The 16,955-nt window shown below is 64.3% G+C and carries 16 protein-coding genes, 1 tRNA gene and 2 pseudogenes; 5 read left to right on the plus strand and 14 right to left on the minus strand.

Annotated features, from left to right (window positions below; all coding sequences use genetic code 11):
• Nucleotides 1-705 (minus strand): non-homologous end joining protein Ku (ku, locus tag J0J10_RS05470; RefSeq protein WP_291645615.1); only part of this gene is annotated, 705 nt, incomplete at its 3' end.
• Nucleotides 705-938, minus strand: a complete 234-nt coding sequence (locus J0J10_RS05475) for a hypothetical protein (RefSeq protein WP_291642761.1) — start codon at nt 936-938, stop codon at nt 705-707. The genes J0J10_RS05475 and ku, both read right to left, overlap by 1 nt.
• Before the next feature lie 274 nt (nt 939-1,212).
• Here J0J10_RS05475 and J0J10_RS05480 point away from each other — a divergent pair, with 274 nt between their 5' ends.
• Entirely contained in the window at nt 1,213-1,635 is a 423-nt protein-coding gene (locus J0J10_RS05480) for a hypothetical protein (RefSeq protein WP_291645616.1), read from the plus strand.
• A 34-nt stretch (nt 1,636-1,669) separates the two neighbouring features.
• Here the strand turns inward: J0J10_RS05480 and J0J10_RS05485 are convergent.
• The 9 genes and pseudogenes from J0J10_RS05485 to J0J10_RS05525 form a co-directional block, all read right to left on the minus strand.
• A pseudogene (locus J0J10_RS05485) lies at nt 1,670-2,033 on the minus strand (hypothetical protein); the annotation flags it as partial.
• Between the two features lie 215 nt (nt 2,034-2,248).
• On the minus strand, nt 2,249-3,271 hold the full coding sequence (locus tag J0J10_RS05490) for an HWE histidine kinase domain-containing protein (RefSeq protein ID WP_291645617.1): 1,023 nt from the start codon (nt 3,269-3,271) through the stop codon (nt 2,249-2,251).
• Between the two features lie 520 nt (nt 3,272-3,791).
• A pseudogene (locus tag J0J10_RS05495) lies at nt 3,792-4,133 on the minus strand (IS3 family transposase); the annotation flags it as partial.
• Between the two features lie 93 nt (nt 4,134-4,226).
• Nucleotides 4,227-5,111, minus strand: coding sequence for a hypothetical protein (locus J0J10_RS05500; protein ID WP_291645618.1), 885 nt, complete (start codon nt 5,109-5,111; stop codon nt 4,227-4,229).
• A 256-nt stretch (nt 5,112-5,367) separates the two neighbouring features.
• Nucleotides 5,368-6,357 carry a hypothetical protein gene (locus J0J10_RS05505; RefSeq protein ID WP_291645619.1) on the minus strand — a complete coding sequence of 330 codons (990 nt, stop codon included), beginning with the start codon at nt 6,355-6,357 and terminating at the stop codon, nt 5,368-5,370.
• A gap of 471 nt (nt 6,358-6,828) precedes the next feature.
• Nucleotides 6,829-7,725 carry a hypothetical protein gene (locus J0J10_RS05510; RefSeq protein WP_291645620.1) on the minus strand — a complete coding sequence of 299 codons (897 nt, stop codon included), beginning with the start codon at nt 7,723-7,725 and terminating at the stop codon, nt 6,829-6,831.
• Between the two features lie 74 nt (nt 7,726-7,799).
• A complete protein-coding gene (locus J0J10_RS05515) occupies nt 7,800-8,999 on the minus strand; it encodes an AAA family ATPase (RefSeq protein ID WP_291645621.1) in 1,200 nt (399 codons plus the stop codon).
• A gap of 60 nt (nt 9,000-9,059) precedes the next feature.
• Nucleotides 9,060-10,487 (minus strand): exonuclease domain-containing protein, encoded by a 1,428-nt coding sequence (locus J0J10_RS05520; protein ID WP_291645622.1) that lies wholly within the window; start codon nt 10,485-10,487, stop codon nt 9,060-9,062.
• A gap of 7 nt (nt 10,488-10,494) precedes the next feature.
• A complete protein-coding gene (locus J0J10_RS05525; RefSeq protein ID WP_291645623.1) occupies nt 10,495-10,932 on the minus strand; it encodes a hypothetical protein in 438 nt (145 codons plus the stop codon).
• A 547-nt stretch (nt 10,933-11,479) separates the two neighbouring features.
• Between J0J10_RS05525 and J0J10_RS05530 the strand changes: the two genes are divergently transcribed.
• Both J0J10_RS05530 and J0J10_RS05535 read left to right on the plus strand, forming a co-directional pair.
• The gene (locus J0J10_RS05530) at nt 11,480-11,713 is read left to right on the plus strand and encodes a hypothetical protein (protein WP_291645624.1); all 234 of its coding nucleotides are present in this window, start codon (nt 11,480-11,482) and stop codon (nt 11,711-11,713) included.
• Nucleotides 11,710-14,226, plus strand: coding sequence for an ATP-binding protein (locus J0J10_RS05535; RefSeq protein WP_291645625.1), 2,517 nt, complete (start codon nt 11,710-11,712; stop codon nt 14,224-14,226). The genes J0J10_RS05530 and J0J10_RS05535 overlap by 4 nt, the downstream gene beginning before the upstream one ends.
• 319 nt (nt 14,227-14,545) lie before the next feature.
• Here J0J10_RS05535 and J0J10_RS05540 read toward each other — a convergent pair whose 3' ends face one another.
• The 3 genes from J0J10_RS05540 to J0J10_RS05550 form a co-directional block, all read right to left on the minus strand.
• On the minus strand, nt 14,546-14,815 hold the full coding sequence (locus J0J10_RS05540) for a hypothetical protein (RefSeq protein WP_291645626.1): 270 nt from the start codon (nt 14,813-14,815) through the stop codon (nt 14,546-14,548).
• A 283-nt stretch (nt 14,816-15,098) separates the two neighbouring features.
• Nucleotides 15,099-15,368: a DUF6894 family protein gene (locus J0J10_RS05545; RefSeq protein ID WP_291645627.1), complete on the minus strand. Its 270-nt coding sequence runs from the start codon at nt 15,366-15,368 to the stop codon at nt 15,099-15,101.
• 116 nt (nt 15,369-15,484) lie between these two features.
• Entirely contained in the window at nt 15,485-15,898 is a 414-nt protein-coding gene (locus J0J10_RS05550; RefSeq protein ID WP_291645628.1) for a DUF1236 domain-containing protein, read from the minus strand.
• Between the two features lie 180 nt (nt 15,899-16,078).
• Here J0J10_RS05550 and J0J10_RS05555 point away from each other — a divergent pair.
• Both J0J10_RS05555 and J0J10_RS05560 read left to right on the plus strand, forming a co-directional pair.
• Nucleotides 16,079-16,154: transfer RNA gene (locus J0J10_RS05555), tRNA-Cys, on the plus strand.
• A 364-nt stretch (nt 16,155-16,518) separates the two neighbouring features.
• Complete coding sequence (locus tag J0J10_RS05560; RefSeq protein ID WP_291645629.1) at nt 16,519-16,818, plus strand: DUF982 domain-containing protein; 300 nt, start codon at nt 16,519-16,521, stop codon at nt 16,816-16,818.
• Nucleotides 16,819-16,955: the final 137 nt, after the last annotated feature.

Genomic DNA, 16,955 nt, shown 5'->3' on the forward strand with positions numbered 1-16,955 from the left:
GACCGGCGGCTTCTTGCCCTTGCGCTTGGCCTCGATCAGCGCGAGCAGCGCCTCCTCGTAGTGATCCTCGAAGCCGCTCGGATCGAACTTCGCCTGCTTCTTGTCGATGATGTGGGTGGCGAGATCGACCAGTTCCGGATCGAGCTTGCTCTCGTGCAGGCCGTCGAAGACCTCGTCCGGCTGGCGCACGGTCTTGTCGTAGCGCAGCGTCGTCAGCAGCAGCCCCTTGTCGAAGGGCTCGATCATCGCCGGCCGCTCGCGGCGATAGAGCACGATGCGGGCGATGCCGGCCTTCTTCTGCTTCGCCATCGCCTCGCGGATCACAGCGAAGGCCTCTTCTGAGACCTCGTCGGAGGGGCTGAGATAATAGGGCTGGTCGAAATAGATCTGCGGGATCGCAGTGCGGTCGACGAACTGCACGATCGAGAGCGTGTGCGAGCTTTCGATCTGGACCGCGTCGATCTCGTCCTCCTCTATCAGTAGGTATTCGTCGCTGCCGATCTCGTAGCCCTTGACCTCGTCATCGGGATCGACCGGCTTGCCGCTGACACTGTCGACATATTGGCGGCGGACGGTGTTGCCGGTCTTGCGGTTGATCACACGGAAAGAGACCTTCTCGCTACGGTCGGTCGCCGAGGTCAGCTCGACGGCGCAGGATACCAGCGAGAGCTTGAGATAGCCCTTCCAGGCGGGGCGCGGGGCCATCACGCCGCCTCACGCCGGCGCGCGGGGCCTGCAGGCTGGGCGACGAGGAGTTCGGCCCGCGCAGCATCCTCATGGGTGACAAGTGGGACCGGGTCAGTGAGAATGGCGGTCAACACGGCGGGGTCCAGTTGGCCGTTCCCAACGACCCATGCAAGAGCGTCTCGTGTCTCACGCTCCGCTCGCAATTGCGCCGCCAAAGCCAGAATAAGACGGTCCTTCGCATCGATCCGCATTGCGACACTCCGTGATTTGTCATCGCAACCGCTGAGACGAGGTTTATGTTCCTCCCGAGGCAAATGAGATGGCTGCCGGGCGACAAGGCGGCAGTGATTAACCCAACTCCGTTGACCTGCTGGCTTGGATAAGTGCCAATATTGCGAACTATGCGAGGCTGGTGGATAGGGGCTTGGCGGTGAAACGGTCGATCTTACGGCCGGCGAAAGTCATCATCCGAGATCGTCGGAACCTATCTCTCTCTTACGGGTAGTGCCGGCAGGAGGGTTGCCGATGGCCTTCACGATCCGATCCCAGGACGACTACGAAACGGCAATCGCCCGAGTGCAGGAGCTTCGCAACCGAAGCCCCGCAACCGTCGCGGAAGAAAGCGAACTCCGTCATCTCCTATTAGCTGCCGACGATTGGGACCGCACCATGGGCGGTGAGGCCGCCGGCAAAAGAAGCATTGCAGACGCCCTAGCCCGCGAAACCGGGGCTGGTTTCGCTCTTTTGATGGCACAGCTGTTCCCGCAGCGGGATTGGGTCGCGGATCTCGCCAATTCGCTGGGGCAGAAGCGAAGCTACGTCGAACGACACTTGCAACATGACGTGATGCCGCCGCCTGATCTCGTCGGCGCCGCACAACGGCTCATGAATGCCAATCCACCGTCAGTCGGCGCCGCAACCAAGCAGGGCTTGAGCAGCCCCGATTGAGAATCCTGGGCGGCTGCCGAAGCGCAAGAACGATCTATCCGCCGCCGAAAAGAGTGCCGCCGCCTTCGGGCAGGAAGTCGGGGAGCCCATCCGTCTTTACACCGCGCGCCACAATATCGAACGAACCGTTCGGCAAAGGTGGCTGCAGCGACCTCGCCTGGTCCCATGGCGCCGTCATCCAAGCCTGACATTCTTCTGGCCTCGTCAGGATCACCGGCATCGCCTTCGGGTGGATCGCGCCAACCTCAGCATTCGGCTCGGTCGTCAGAAAGGCATAGAGATCGATCGTTTCCGACCTCCTTTCCCTTGGCCCGAAGCTTGTCGGCGCGCTTCGACGCGGCGTCGAGCAAGGCCTTCTTCGAGGACGGCATTCCCCAGCGCGTCACGGCGAGATCCCGGATGAATTCGAAGAGCAGATCCGAGCGGCATGACGCTGGCGCTCTCTCGCTCTTACCCGGGCGACACGCCGAATCGACGGGCGAGGGCTTTTGGCGTGTCAGCTGCGGCATGAGGCCAGAACCCGTTTGGGGCGGGTCGATCACGGTTCAGGACCCGTCGCCAGATATCCGAACGGCGAGCCGTAGACGCCCACAATGAGCCAAGGTTGGAGCACTCAGCGCGCCAAATCGACGAGGCTTACTTCGACTGTTACCGAGAGGCCTTCAGGGCGCCAGTCATAGGTCATGCTCGCACCTAGCTGGGACCGCGCAGCCCTTTCGACAAGTACGCTCCCGAATCCGTTTGGACCGGAGGGCGCGTTGACGATCGCAGGACCTCCCTCTTCACGCCATAGAAGGCGCAGCTGCCCCGCCGCTGCCGCCACCACGACATAAACAGATCCTTCATCGATGGACAGGGCGCCGTACTTCACAGCATTGGTCGCAAGCTCATGAAAGACCAGAGCCAACGCCGTCGCCGCATTAGAACCAACAAGGGCATCCTCCCCCTGGATCGAAACGCGTCGACCCGATGCGCCCTGGTATGGTTCCAAAAGGCGCGCGAGTAGCAACTTTAACCCCCCATCTCCAATCTCTTTTCTAGAGACGAAAGCATGAGCGCGATGCAGGGATTGAAGCCGACTTTCGAGCTTCTCCGCGAATTCCTTGTTTGTGGGCTCGAACCTCGCTGCCATGCGAACGAGGCTGTTGACGACGGTAAAGATGTTGGCGATGCGGTGCGACAGTTCGCGGGAGACCAGCTCACGCTGCTCTTCAGCCCGCCGGCGAGCAGTAATGTCGATGTGAGCCCCGATCAGACGCAAGGGAGCCCCCGCGTCGTCCCGGACTATTTCTGCTTTCGCGAGAATCCAGCGTGTCTGTCCGTCGCTGGGCCGTATGATCCGATACTCCACCTCATACTCCGTTTCCGGCCCGTTTACTGTCGCAAGAAAGTGGCTCAGCACACGGTCACGGTCTTCCGGGTGAAGGCGGGCTACCCAGGCCTCATGGGACTCGTGGGTTGCGTCGGGCGGCAGGCCATGCACCACCAGATACTCTGGTGAGCGCACGTTCTTGAAATTGTTGCCCCGCAGATCGACCTCCATGCCGCCGATCTGGCCTATCCGCTGAATACGGGCGAATTCTGCTTCTCGCGCGCGCAGCCTGCTCTCTGCCGATTCGCTCGTGTCTTCTGCCATGTCACTCTGGTCCGCCGATAACCAAGCTTACGCAGCCAAAGCCGTTCTCCGCAAAGTCATAAGACAGCGCCCCGCCAGGCGGCCCTACTCGCGGAATAATTCTAAGGCCAGCCCGGCGACCGAAGCTGACCGTCTTTTCTGTCGTCCGCCTCGGAACAGAGGGGGGGCGTAATAGTTAGGCCAGCACGATGGAGCGCCTCGTTACGGGCGCGAAAGGAATAGCATCATGGATACCGAAAACGGCTTCAAGACCATGTCCCAGCATGCGGACGCTGACGCTCCAGGCAAGACCCCTGCCCCCGGTTCATCAAGGCTGAAGCAGTTCGACGATGATGACGAGCTCTCCGATGCCGGGAGAGCACGCGCCACGGAACTGCAACGCTTGATTATCGAAGAGATTCGAGATCGGCCGGTACGGGCGTTGGGGTGGGCCGCGACTGCCGGCTTTATTCTTGGCATCTGGGTGTCGAGATAGGTTATGGCGGGCTTGGCGGTCCTGGCTTCGGCAGGCATCAAGGCAGCGCTGGTTCGGACGCTCGGCACTGAACTCCCGGCCGAGCGTATTCGGGGCGATGGCCGATCGCTGGCCACCGTCTTTGGGCAGGCTGCGCCGACGCGGCCTGGCACGCAAAGCCTGGGCACGCATCAGCCGCTCGATGCGATGCAGGCCGCAATCGATGCCTTCCGCCAGCACGGTTCGCCAGACACGCCTGGCACCATAGGTCCGATCCGAACCAAGGAAGCTTGCCCGGACCCTGGTGCCGATCTCCTCGTCGTCGCGTGCTCGACGGCTCGGTGACCGGTTGAGCCAGGCATGGAAGCCCGAGCGCGACACATCCAGCGTTTCGCAAAGCCATGCGACGCCTCCGAGACGAAGTAGCTCTTCTCGTCGGTGAAGCGCACTGCCAGGGCGAGGAGATCCGACGCGCCTTGGAGGCCGTTCTCGGGAGTGACGCTAGGGTGCGGCCGGCCGAAAGTCCGAGCGCGTCCCTTGGGCTCGGGAGCGCCAGGAGATGTTACGGCGCAGGGCCGGCGGCGTCGTAACGTACCGGTAGACGATCGTCTCCGCGAGGCGGAGCAGCCGGTCGGCGTCGAACGACTTCGGGCGGAAGAAGTAGATCTCCTCGCCGGCCGAGCGCCGCAAGGCCTCGTTGAACCCGTACGCCGTACCGCGCGCGAGCTGGGCCGGGTCAATCCCGAGGTACTGGCAGTGGCGCTCACCATCCGGTGTCCTGAGCCAGCTGTTCAGGCGAGCGCTCTTCATCCTGAAGGCGAGCTGCTTGTCGAATTCGCGAGGGGTCATACCGGCCGGCAGACGGACGACGAGGCAGCGGTCCCCGACCGAGACGGGTGAGCCGGCGAGAGGCAGTCCGCGCGGGAGGATGTGCTGCATCATCCAGGTGTCGAACCCGAGATCGCTGCAGGGGTAGCCATCGGCGCTCGTAGTCAGGGCGGCGTAGTGGTCTTTGTTGAGCTCTTCCGATCGCATCCGAAGATCGGTCTGCGTCGTCGTCGACAGCTTATGGACCGCCGCCTTCAGGCGTCGCGCGAGCCCGACGAGGCCTGTGGCGGCGGCGTTGACATGGTCGAAGCCGCAGCCGGCGGCGTAGATCGCAATCCTGCCGCCGGCGACGTAGTGATGCTTGTAGGCCGGCTGCTCGAACGCATCGGCGGGAAGCATTGCCAGCTTCTTGCCGCCAACCGTCGGCCATTGCGTCGGGAGCCAGTGGGTGACGGCCCCGAGGCTGCCGTCCGGAAGCAGCCGGTCCATAGGCTGGCGGCGCGAGGAGGCGGTCGGCGCCGTGATGTTGCCGTCGGCGATCGTCGAATCGATGGTCATGAGCGTGATCTTCCTGTTTCGGTTCCTGGTCCATGGGGGTTGGTGCCCACGGCTCCCGACTTCCTCCTTCCTCGAACGACAAAAGGCGGCGCGTTGCGGCGCCGCCTGTTCCATGCAGAACGCTGTTCACGCTCGCTCCCCGTGATCCCGAACGGCGTTCAGAACACGGTTCGCAAAGTATCGCGGAGCGACCTCCTGCGACCAAAACACTGTTCAGAACAGCGTTCTGGTCGCATTTTGCGTGGCGAACGTTGTTCTAGACGATCTCGATCCAAGTCGGGATGCCGGTGGCCATGAGGTCCGGATTGACGAGCTTACCGAGCCAGCTGGCGTCCTCGAAGATCATCCTGACCGCCGCCTGCATGTGGAGGGGATCGCCGCGGCAGGCCCGATCGTCGATCGCCTTGACGACCCGCTTCTTGGCCTTCACCCCCTCAGATCCCCGAAAGACGGGCCAGATCGCGACCTGCGCGGCCGTCAGATAGGCCATGATCTGCGCGCCCTCAGCCGCCCGGCGCAGCTCCATGGCAGTGTCGCCCGGCGTCTGCGCCAGAGCGAACAGCCGATCGGCCATCTTGATCAGGCGCTCGACACGCCCGGCGAGCTGGTTGAGATCTGGCGCGCGCGCGAGAACCACGGCCCAGTGTTGTGTGTTGGTGTCCACGAACACGGGCGGTCCCCCCTCCGGCGGAAGGACAGTGGTGAGATCGTAGTGCCGCATCGGCCAGTCGGCGAGGCCTCGGTCCTGCGCCGCGGGGACGGCCGGTCCAGCCGGGACCATGAGCTCACCGACGTTGAAGGCTGCGCGCTTGACGCGGATGCGGGTTGCCGTCGCGGGGGCAAGCGCCGGAACGTGTCGGCCGTCCTGGTTGTCGCCGTAAGGTCCGATGCACTCGGCCAGGGCCAACTTGGCCTCGACGACGTCGAGATTGTCCGAGGGCCAGATGGCGGTGAGCGCTGTGAACGAGAGGCCGATCAGGGTCAGGCCGGCGGCGGTGCCCGGAACGGCATCAAAGCCTGAGCCGTACCTAACACGCATCGCTTCGTCAGCCAGGCGTTTCGCCTCGCGCGCCGCGAGCTTGAGGTTGGGGACGGCGCTACGAAACGCAACGAGTTCGGCGATAGTGGGATCGTCGCTGACGAGTTCCATCACGATGCCGATCGGATCGAGATCAGTCCTGGCTTCCGGATGGTCGAGGGCACCGCGCTCGTTCTGGACCGAGAGATCCTGCTTCTTGTCATTCATAGGATTTTTTCCAAGGGGTTACAGCCACGCGGCTGCATCTCCCCGAAATTCCCGGAATCAAGAGAGGCGCCCGCTCGGGCGCCTCATTTTTTCGTCCTCACCGGCTCGACGACGCCAAGCCGTCACCACGGCGCTCCTACGGTTCTCTGAGCGATTTCGGCTTGAGAGGAGCGTGGGACGCCGTTGGCGTTCAGCCGCCAAGCACCCACCACGGGCTTGCCACGGTCCCTTGAGCTCATTCTGCGCAGGGAGGACCGTAGGAGCCGGTTCCTGTGTTTCCAACCCTGGAACAGGGAGGAGTTCGCCCTATTCGCGCTCTGGCCATCGGCCCGCCTCTCCGATCCTGCCGAGCGGGATCTTTTCGTTCCTGGCGACGCCAACGGCTCGCCACGGCCGTCCCTGCGCCACGGTGCTCGACGATGACCGTCGAACACCACGCCGGGATGTCGGCGCTTTTCCTCGACAACCGCGTCAGGAACGATTGGACGCTAGCATCGATCGCAGGTGGTCTCCCATCGCCATGGCGAGTTCGAGTGTCGCGCGCGCCTGAGGCCTCGCTGTCATCTCGTCGCAAGCCCCCTGCAGGCGAGCCCGGGCGTCGTGTGCCTGCGGCGCAAGCGCGATCCGTGCGAGGATGATGAGCTGCTGCAGGATCGCACCCTCCTGCGCGGCAATCGTGGCCTCGTACTGGGCCGGGCCGAGGTCGTCGTCCCGCAGCGAGCGGGCGAAGCGCGTCGCCGCGCGAACATGGCGGAGGGCTTCGTCCATGAGGGCATCGGTGTCGATCCCTTGGGCGAGCCAGGCGTTGAGCGTGGCCTGCTCCTCGAGCGAATGAACCGTTCCCCGCCCCGGTTCTTCCGGGGCGCGTTCGCTGGTGGCGGCATAGGCGATAGCGTCATGGGCGACCTGGACGGGATCGACGCGTCGAAGTCCGAAGGCGATCTGCCCGAAGGAGCGCAGCGGATTGTCGTGCGGGCCGTCGAGCGTCCCCAGCACCGCGTAGCCCTGCTCACGCTTGGCGTGGCGGTCGACGGCGGTGCGGGCCGGCAGCAGCGCGACTGCAATGTTGGCGATGTTGTTGAGGATGACGACGCTGAAGAGCTGGCCGACATGCAACCTGAAGGTCGCCTCGTCGGTGTTCTGCACCATGGCGACGAAGCGCGCGGTTTCCTCGGCGTGATGCCTGGCGCGGACGGCGATCGCAGCGATCGAGGGCGTGTTCTTGAGGAAGGCGGCGTAGTCGGCGTCGCTGGGGTCCTGCAGGCGCAGGGCGGCAAGCTCGTCGACGACCGGACGCTCGGTGTGGTCGATGACGAGGCCGTGGAGGCTGGCGGCGCGTGCCGGCTGGCGGGGCTGATTGGCAGTCATGTTCAGGTCTTTCTTGTTGATCGGGTTGGCGAGGTTCCCCGGGGGTGCTTCCCCGTTCCTCTCGCTTCCTCCCCTCATTCCCTGGCCCTGTTCTTCTGGCCCGGCGCGATCGCCGCGCGCGGAGCCGGCGGCGACGTCATCTCTGTCAGGAAGCCCATCCGGCTCTTCTTGCCGCGATCGAGCCCGAGGACGCCCTGGGCCCGCGCGAGGTCGCCTCGGGTCACGTGTCGACGCGACGACATGCACGCGAAGCCGAAGGCGATTGGCCACAGTCGCGACAGTGCTCTCGGCGTCAGTGAGGCGAGTTCCTCGAAAAGAGCTTCGGGCGGGCTCTCGAACAGATTGCCGCTCGCCGCATTGGCCTCGGCGAAGAGCGATCTCTGGATCGCCAGCATCTGATCGGCCTCGAGGCTGATCTCGAAGGTGATGAGGCGGTCGACGATCGAGTTCGGCAAGGGCGATAGGTCATTGGCTGTCGCGATCCAGATGATCGCATCGGCACGCAGCGGAATCTCGAGAAACTCGTCCTGGAAAGCCCGGGCATTTTCCCGCTCCAGGAGGCTGTGCAGGACGTTGATCGGCGTCTCGGTCGGATTGATCGGGCTCGATTTTTCGATCTCGTCGATAACGATGACAGGCGAGGCGCTGTCGCTCTCGATCAGGAGCTGCGCGACCTTCCCCGGCCCGGCCGCGCGCCAGGCGGGCGCCAGTCCCGTGAACCAGGAGCCGCGGTCGCTGATGGTGTTCATGGGGATGGTCAGCGTCGGCACACTGAAGGCACCTGCCAGCCGGCGCGCGTAGAAGGTCTTTCCGACTCCGGGGGGACCCAGCAGCACACAGGGGTCGAGGCGCAGCGGCTGGCCGCCGGCCATCGCCAGCGTCGCCGCACGCAGGATCCAGGCTGTCACCTCGCTGAACTGCGGACAGGTGAGGTCGAGCGCGGCGATGCGGGCGATCAGCGCGGCGTCGGGCATGATCAGGCTGCGACGGGCTCCCCGCTCATCCTCATGGAGGCGCAACCAGAGGGCACGTTGGCGAGCGGCCTGGGCGGAGTCGTCCTCGCCGTCTCCCATGGCCGAGCCACGGTCGGCATAGAGACGCTGGAGCAGATCGCGCGTGCTGAACAGGTCGAGGCCGATCGCCTCCGTCGGCGATGGAGGCAAGGGCGCCGGCGGCTTGCGGCGTGCGCGGCGGGGCGTTGTGGTCATGGGATGTCCAGGCTTTCGAGTTCTCAGGGGTTCTGCGGCTGCAGTCCCGCTCGTCGGCCCGGCCATGAGAAAAGGGCGCTAGCCTTCCGGCCGCGCCCTTCCATCCTTTATCTCTGGCGCCCGTGGTTACGATACAGCCGCGCCGATCGGCCTCAGCATCTCTCCTCCGCTCGGGCCAAGGGCATCGCGGCGGGCAGCGAGCCAGGTGCTGATCTCACGGAGCGCGCTGCGCTGATCCGGATCCGCAGTTGCCGACAGCTCGGCGCAGCGCGACAGGGCGCGAGGCAGCGTCAGCCAGGGCACCTCTTCTTCGGTGGTAAGCCGATGGCGCAGCCAGTCCTGGCCACGGTTCCCGGCATCGGGCGAGAGTGTCTCCGGTGCGTTCAGGAACACCTGCCGGATCGCCAGGCTGCGCAGGCGCGGATCGGCGATGTGCTGCGCGGCAAACCCGGCCCGGTGTTCCCAGGCGATCTCGTGCCAGCGCCGGCACGCTGCAGCATCGCGGTCGGAGACGAATCCGCCTGAATACAGCTGGCCGTCCGGCCAGGCGCAAGGCTCCCGATCGGCGTATTGGTCCTGCAGCGCCAGCGCGAGCTGGCGGGTGAAGGTTGGGTGCGCCCATAGTGCCCGGGCCCGTTCACGATACACTGCTTCGGGCTCGGGCTCGGCGAGCGCATGTACCGCTTGGTCCCAGGCAAACAACACAGGCTGCGCGTTGGTCTTGACCTGCCTGACGGGCGAGCGGCTGGACCGGATGCGCGCCAGGAGCTCGGGTGCGGAGAGGCCGATGAATCCGGCCGGGTCTTGGCCGAGGTCGATACAGACCCGCGCGGACGGGTTCGTTGGCGAGCCGATCATCGGGAGCACCGGCGTCAGGCGCGAGGTGCCGCCCAGGATCAACGGCTCGCCCGGCTCCAGCAGCGCGAGCGGCCCGGATTTCTTGGCATGGCCGAGCATCGTCGCCATCGTCGACGGCGCCCGGTCGAGCAGAAGCGCGAACAGGTCGCGCGTCGCCCGCACGTCCGCCAACGCGTCATGGGCTTCATCTTCGGACAGGGCGATGCCATTGGCGCGGCAGACGTCGCCGAGTTTGAGGACGGGCTTACCGGTTGCATCGCGGGGGATCGCGACCGCGTCCGGCTCAAGCATCACGACAGCGCGAAGCATGGTCAGGACGTCGGCCCGACCATGGCCGGTCATGGCTCCTAGATACGGCGGCAGCAGGGTCTGGTAGAAGCTCTGCCGCAGGACCTCATCGTCGAAGCGGATTGTGTTGTAGCCGATCAGCATCGCGGGCTTGCAGTCCGCGATGATCCTGGCGATCTGTGCCATCATCTCGATATGGCTCAGCGGCTGGTCATCGAGCATCTCCGGCGTGACGCCGGTGATGAGGAGCGCGTCGGGCGACGGCACGACATGGATGGGCAGGCGGCAGCGCAGCGTCAGTTCGCGCTGCACCGCAAGCTTGGCATCGGCCTGCAAGAATGCCGCCTGCAGCGGGACGTCCCAGCAGGGTTCGAGGCCCGAGGTCTCGAGGTCGTAGAACAGGTACATGACGGCCTCACTGTGCCCGGCCAGGCGGGTGCGGCAAGGGCGTCAGCACGATGCCGAGCCGCTCGGCATCGTTCTTCATCGCGGCCTCGACCATGAAGATCGCGTTCGAGCGCGCACCTTCCCCATCCAGCTGCGCCATCGACTCAAAGACGTGGATCTTCAGCGCAAGGACCGCGCGAAGCTCGGTCGGGGCCTCGGCCAGCAGCAGCGCCATTCGGCGAGCGGCGATCCTCGCGCCCTCGGCGAGCTGGCGGCCGTTGAGGCCGTAGTCAGCATGGAAGTGCTCCGGCGCCTCCTCCAGCAAAAAGGCGTCTGAGTGGCAGGCCTCCCAGCGCAGGAAGAGTTCGTCAGCGGTCTTTTGCGTTGCGTAAGCACGCGCATAGAGCCGCATCTGGTCGTCGTCGGGCAGGTTGCCGTGGCCGGCGGCAAAGGTCTCGTTCGTCATATTCAAATCCAAGGAGCGCGGGCCCGAGGACCCGCTCCAGGGATCTTCACTCTCGGGGGTGATCTCAAAGGAGATTCCGCCCTGCGCCCTTCTCAGCCCCTTTGGCCAATTCTTCCGAAGTTGGCCCATTCCTGACGTCGGGAGCGTCCGCTTTCCGGTAACCTGGTTGGCAGCCACGCCGCGGCCGGAGCTGGCCATTAGGCGAACTTGCGAAGTTCCGCTTGTAGTTGCCGCATAGGCGCGCCCGATGGGACGGGAGAATAGCCCAGAACGACGCACGCCTTGTCCTAGGTGACGCTCGCGTCGTAGCCGAATGGAATGACGAGGTCTGAGATCTCTTTGCCCGCCTTGAAGGCCGGACCGGGGGATCGCCTAGGGCTCAAGAAGGGTCAGTGGCAAGCTGGAGCAGGAAGAAGATCCATTTGCGGGCATCGCCGGCATCTCGGGGCGGTTGGTGGACGGAAGCTGTTATCCAAGCGTGAACTGAGGCCTCGACCTAGATTGGGTAATGAGCCCATTATAGTAGGACGGTTTTGAAGAGGAAGGAATGTCAAACGATACCCAGCAAAAGGCGGAGCCTGCGCAAGAACAAGCGCCCCACGCCGGCGACGCAGCGCCCGTGGCTACCGTGGCGAGCGGCGTGCTGGGCGCGTTCTTCGACGAACTCGAAAAGACCGAAGACCTCAAAGACAAAGCCGGCAAGCTGCGCGCGCTCATTCTCGGCGAGGGGGTCATGGCAGAGCCCGCCATCCGCGCGATCCTTTTCCCGGATGCGACATGATCCGCATCGACAAGATCACCATCCGCAAGTTCCGCGGGATCATCGAGCTGGAGTTGGAGCCCAAGGGAGAGAACTTCGCGGCGTGCGGGCCGAACGGCACTGGCAAGAGCGGCATCGTCGACGCGATCGAATTCGCCCTAACCGGCAATCTCTCTCGCCTGTCCGGTCGCGGCACCAAGGAGCTGTCGGTCAAGCAGCATGGGCCGCACGTCGATTACGTTAAGAAGCCCGAGGAGGCGTGGGTCCGGCTCGACGTGAGCCTGCCGTCGCTAGGCAAGAAAGCGTCAATCACTCGCACGGTTAAGGCGTCCACGGTGCCGACCATTGAGCCGGGCGACGCTGACGTCCTGGCCGCCTTCGCCGATGTCAAGCTCCATCCCGAATTCGTTTTGTCGCGGCGCGAGCTGATCCGCTACATCATCGCGGAGCCCGGGGACCGGTCAGACGAGGTTCAAGCGTTGCTGCGCCTCAGCGATGTCGAGAAGCTGCGCGGCGTACTCAATAAGATAAACAACGCCTGCGGCAAGGACGTGGCGCCGGCTGAGCGCGCCGTGCGGACGGCGACGCAGCCGCTGCTCGATGCCCTTGGGATCGAGAGTCTCAGCAGGACGGCCATGCTGGGCGCGGCCAACGCCAAACGCGCCCTGCTCGGCCTGATCCCGCTTGATGACGTTACGGCGACCACGGACCTGGCGGACGGTCTCAAGGCCGAAGGCGACGGGGTGGTGCAGAAGGTTCCCAAGGCGCAGGCCGCCGCGGACTTGGCGACGCTACGCAGCGCTCTGACAACCTTGGGCAGCGACGAGGTTAACGCCCGGCGAGCCAAGGTCGCCGATGCAACATTGGCGCTATCTGGCGACGCCGACGCCGCCAACGAGGTCAAGCGCGAGACGCTGCTGAAGACGGCGCTCGATCTTTACGATGACGAGCAATGCCCGGTTTGCGACACGCCACAGACGCCCGACCACTTCACGGCCCACCTGAAAGGCAAGCTCGATCATCTATCCGAGGTTGCCCAGCAGCGGAAGGCGATCGAGGCGGAGATCGCGCCTCTGCTCGACGTGATCACCGCTGCGGGATCGGCAATCCGAACGATCCTCCCATATGGGGCGATGTTCGAGCCGAAGCTCGAACTCAAGGACTTGGCCGAGTTCAGAGTTCTCCTGGGCGGCCGATATCAGCAGCTCAGCAAGCTGCTGCCCCTTGAGGACACGCTTGCGATCGTCGAGACCGGGTTCGACACGGCGCCGCTCGCCGCGGACCTCGGTGCGGTCGAGGCCGCCATCAAGGCAGTGCCCGAACCAAACGCTGAGGTCGGGGCGCGGACGTTCCTGCTGAACTCCCAGGCGCGGTTGACGGCCTATCGGGAAGCGAAAGCGGCGCACGAGATCGCTAAAGCCAATGCCACGCTGGCGGCCCGGGTCTATGAGACCTACGGTGCCTCTACGACGGCGGCCCTGGAGGCGATCTACGCCGATGTCGAGAGCACGTTCTCTGACCTCTACCGCGAGATCAACAAGCCTGATGAGGGCAAATTCACGGCCCAGTTGCTGCCCTCGCTCGGCAAGCTCGGCTTCAATGTGGACTTCTATGGGCGCGGCCAGTTCCCGCCCGGCGCCTTCCACAGCGAAGGCCACCAAGACGGTATGGGACTCTGCCTGTACCTGGCGCTGATGAGTCATCTGCTCGGCCCCAACTTCACGTTCGCGGTCCTCGACGATGTTTTGATGTCGGTCGACCGGGGGCATCGCCGGGAGGTGTGCGCGCTTCTCAAGAAGCGCTTTCCAAATACCCAGTTTATTCTGACCACCCACGACGAGGTGTGGCTGCGGCATATGAAGGCCGAGGGCCTGATCAAGGGAAAGAGCTTCGCTCACTTCAAGCACTGGAGCGTCGCGACGGGCCCGGCCGAGTGGACGGACGCCGGAATTTGGGAGGAGATCGACGCCCATCTAGCGCAGGGGGACGTCCAGCCGGCGGCGGCGGCGCTACGCCACCATCTCGAACACTTCGCCGGGGAGATGTGCCACCGGCTGCGCGGCGTCGTCGAATACCGGGGCGACGGCAACTTCGGCTTCGGTGACCTGATCACCGGCGCCGCCAACGCCCTGACCGACGCCTACAAGAAGGCCAAGGCTTCAGCCAACTCGTGGAACAAGCAGGAGGTGGTGACCGCCATCGGAGAGCGGGCCTCCGCCTTCACCGCCGCAAGGGAGGCAGCCAAAGTGGACCAGTGGCAGCTAAACGCCGGCGTCCACTACAATCCCTGGGCCGACCTGACGCGCGAGGACTTTCAACACGTGGTCGACGCCTACAAGGCGTTCGCGGCGCATTTCGAATGCGCGAACTGCTTGGAGCTGCTTTGGGTCACACCGGAGTACAAGCCGAAGGAGCAGCTCTGCTGTGCTTGCGGCGACGCCAGCCTGAACCTGATCGTCAAGCCGGTCGGGGCGAAGCCCGCCACCGCACCCGCCTCCACAAAAGAAGAGGCGGTTGAGCCCGTCATCAAATGATCTTGGAGCCGAGTTCAGGTCTGCTCCGCGCGCGGAAGAGCTTTAGATGCGATCATGTCGGCCTATGGCCACTTCGGGTCGCGGCTGGACGATCATCGACTGCTGCGCACCCCTTCAATTAGAAGCACCGCCCGGGTGAGTCTCTGGAGCGGCGATTGCAGCCCCCTCTTCCAACTACACGCTGTTGAGACAACCGCGCATGCTCAAACAGAACGCATCGGCAAGGGATCTATGGAGACAGTTGCTGGAGCAGCTTTCCAGCGACCCCTACGCCACGCCCAAGCCCCTGGGACGCCGCAAGATGAGCACACGCAGGCCTTCACACCATAGAGTCTGACTGCCGGTTCTCCGCGACAACCCCGTCGCTGGTAGCTTTTTGCCGAAAGTGATCAATGGCACGCTCCACGAGATCCTGCTCGTCTAGCGCCACCGGCGCAAGGGAAGCGACGATGAACTTGAGCCTGGTTCGCTCGGCCTCCTCCGACCCCAGCATCACAATCTGCTCGTTCTGAACCCTTGCCCAGGCGGCTTCCCAAGCGGCCAACGCCCGAGCAATATCGACCGGGTCTCGCAACGAACTGAAAGGCATCCCACCCTCCTCCTTCACAGGGCACTGTTTGAGATTGCGGCCATAATAAGATGCCGGCTCCCCTCGTTTTCAAGAGGCCGTGCGGCTTACAGAGGCCAGCGTCTGGAGGCCCACCAAGACGTGGCGGCCACAGCCAACATCCCGCAAATGACCGCCAAGACAGTCCACACTTCGCACCCATGTTTCTGGAAAGATCACGGTGTCTACGCGACAGCCGCAGCGTAACTTCAACTGCGAAGGCAGAATGGCGGCGAAGGGTCGCAGACCGCGGAGCGCAGGGCGATTACTTGGCTGATCCGCCGTTCAAACCACGTGCCTTGATATCGGCGGCCGCCTCGCCTCGAAAGGTGACAGAGGCCTGATAGATGACCGTCCCCGAGGGATCTTGGACCGCAATCCGGAATTCGGCCTGAGCCGCCTCAGGCAGATCTGCAACCAGCTCGGCCAGCGCGCGGTGAGCGTCTCTCACTGCAACCGCGTCGCTCGGGTGTTCAATAGGGTCAGTCAGATCGACATGGTGCTCGTCGTTCACAGCAAACCGGTACAGCGGCATCGGCACCTCCCATCAACTCCGGGGAAAATGCCGATGGCCGTATCCGGTTCCTGCAGCTGGAAACAAAAAAGGCCCGGCCCCGCGTGAGCGAGACCGGGCCTTTTGGCTTGCCCTGCTTACTCGATGACCTGGACGATCTTGCGAGTCTTCGGCTCGACCAGGACCGTGCGGTTGTTGACGACGGTATAGCGGTAATCCTTCACGCCATACTCAGCCGGCACTTCACGGTAAGTGACGCCACGCTCGGGCAGCACGGCGCCGACCCGAACTTCTTCGCTGTATGTGTAGGATGGGACGCGCTGCTCGGTCACATAGGTTTTGAAGCGCGGAGTGTTGTCGCCGATGATGCCTCCGACAACGGCGCCCCCGACGCCGCCCACAACAGCGCCTACCGGGCCGCCGACAACCGCACCGCCAACTGCGCCAGCAGCTGCGCCGCCGGCCGCGCCACCCTGGGCTCCCGAGGGGTTCTGAGCGTAAGCCGCCATCGGAGCCAAGGCGATTGCGGCAGCAAGAATGATCTTCTTCATGACTTGAACTCCCGTTGCTCCCCAGTTGGCGCCACAACTTAGAATCAATGTAAAAGGTTCCACTTGGGATCGGTTGGCTTTGGGCTTTCCTTGCCAACAGCAACTTGCGAGCGCATGCTGGGAGCATGGCATTCACCGGAGCTGCTGCGTTCGCGGCGTGAGGCGCGGTCGCGTCTCTTCGACCTTGTGGCGGAATGGAAACGCGGGGGATTGCATATCCTCAGGTCCCTGGCTCGAGTCCAGGGCAAGGTCGCCAGGGACGCACAATCGGCGCAGCGGAACTCTCTTGAGATACCCGCGTTGTCAGCCGCCCATTCCTTTGTCGAGTCCCGCCCATGTCGCTTCCCGCATCGCTATGGCTGGGCACTCTTGCCCTCATCCTCGGGACTCTAGCGGTGCTGTCCTTCGGGGGCCCTTGACGAAGCGGCGCCGAGCCACTCGGAGCCGCTTAGGCCGGCCTGCATTCGCGAGGGGCTCTCTAGGACGTCAGCAAGACGCTCGGCAGCCGCCGGCTGCCCCTTGAACCGACTGCCATTGCCCATAAATCTTCCGGCGCTGCAGCCCGGAGCTCCTGCCCTGCTGCGGCAATCGCATCCATGTTACTACAGGAGGATACGACCTTGGCACTTCCGTCAGATCAATTCGAGCGTCCTGTCGTGGTGCTGACCCAGTTCGGCGTTCCCACCGCAGTTTCATCGGCGATGGAGGCCTACATGTTCCTGACCGACTGGCCTGCTTCGCAGCGCGACGTTGTTTATTCGCTGGCACTGAAAGGCTGTCTGGCAGCCGTTCGTGGCGACATCGAAACTGAGACAGCGCGAGGGCTCTTCGCTTCATGGGCGGAACGACGCGACATCCTCGCGCCCGACGTCGCAGCTTTCATCAGCAGCCGGCGCGGAAGCTCGCACGGCGCCCGCTAACGCAAAGGCCCGGCCCCGTCGTCAGGGACCGGGCGCACGGACTGGAACAATGCGGCTAAGCCCACGCCTTGAGGCCCACGATGTCGTGGCCGGGCTGGATCCTGGCCACGCGCCGGTAACCAGGGTGAGCTTTCCAA

Origin of the sequence: Allobosea sp., assembly GCF_017308075.1 — a bacterium.
Taxonomy (GTDB): Bacteria; Pseudomonadota; Alphaproteobacteria; order Rhizobiales; family Beijerinckiaceae; genus Allobosea.

Bases quoted from the DNA above. Each gene is read 5' to 3' on its own strand.
- J0J10_RS05490 (WP_291645617.1), bottom strand. From the start codon at position 3,271: ATGGCAGAAGACACGAGCGAATCGGCAGAGAGCAGGCTGCGCGCGCGA.
- J0J10_RS05545 (WP_291645627.1), bottom strand. From the start codon at position 15,368: ATGCCGCTGTACCGGTTTGCTGTGAACGACGAGCACCATGTCGATCTG.
- J0J10_RS05550 (WP_291645628.1), bottom strand. From the start codon at position 15,898: ATGAAGAAGATCATTCTTGCTGCCGCAATCGCCTTGGCTCCGATGGCG.
- J0J10_RS05525 (WP_291645623.1), bottom strand. From the start codon at position 10,932: ATGACGAACGAGACCTTTGCCGCCGGCCACGGCAACCTGCCCGACGAC.
- J0J10_RS05475 (WP_291642761.1), bottom strand. From the start codon at position 938: ATGCGGATCGATGCGAAGGACCGTCTTATTCTGGCTTTGGCGGCGCAA.
- J0J10_RS05480 (WP_291645616.1), top strand. From the start codon at position 1,213: ATGGCCTTCACGATCCGATCCCAGGACGACTACGAAACGGCAATCGCC.
- J0J10_RS05505 (WP_291645619.1), bottom strand. From the start codon at position 6,357: ATGAATGACAAGAAGCAGGATCTCTCGGTCCAGAACGAGCGCGGTGCC.
- J0J10_RS05530 (WP_291645624.1), top strand. From the start codon at position 11,480: ATGTCAAACGATACCCAGCAAAAGGCGGAGCCTGCGCAAGAACAAGCG.
- J0J10_RS05535 (WP_291645625.1), top strand. From the start codon at position 11,710: ATGATCCGCATCGACAAGATCACCATCCGCAAGTTCCGCGGGATCATC.
- J0J10_RS05510 (WP_291645620.1), bottom strand. From the start codon at position 7,725: ATGACTGCCAATCAGCCCCGCCAGCCGGCACGCGCCGCCAGCCTCCAC.
- J0J10_RS05500 (WP_291645618.1), bottom strand. From the start codon at position 5,111: ATGACCATCGATTCGACGATCGCCGACGGCAACATCACGGCGCCGACC.
- J0J10_RS05515 (WP_291645621.1), bottom strand. From the start codon at position 8,999: ATGGCCGGGCCGACGAGCGGGACTGCAGCCGCAGAACCCCTGAGAACT.
- J0J10_RS05540 (WP_291645626.1), bottom strand. From the start codon at position 14,815: ATGCCTTTCAGTTCGTTGCGAGACCCGGTCGATATTGCTCGGGCGTTG.
- J0J10_RS05520 (WP_291645622.1), bottom strand. From the start codon at position 10,487: ATGTACCTGTTCTACGACCTCGAGACCTCGGGCCTCGAACCCTGCTGG.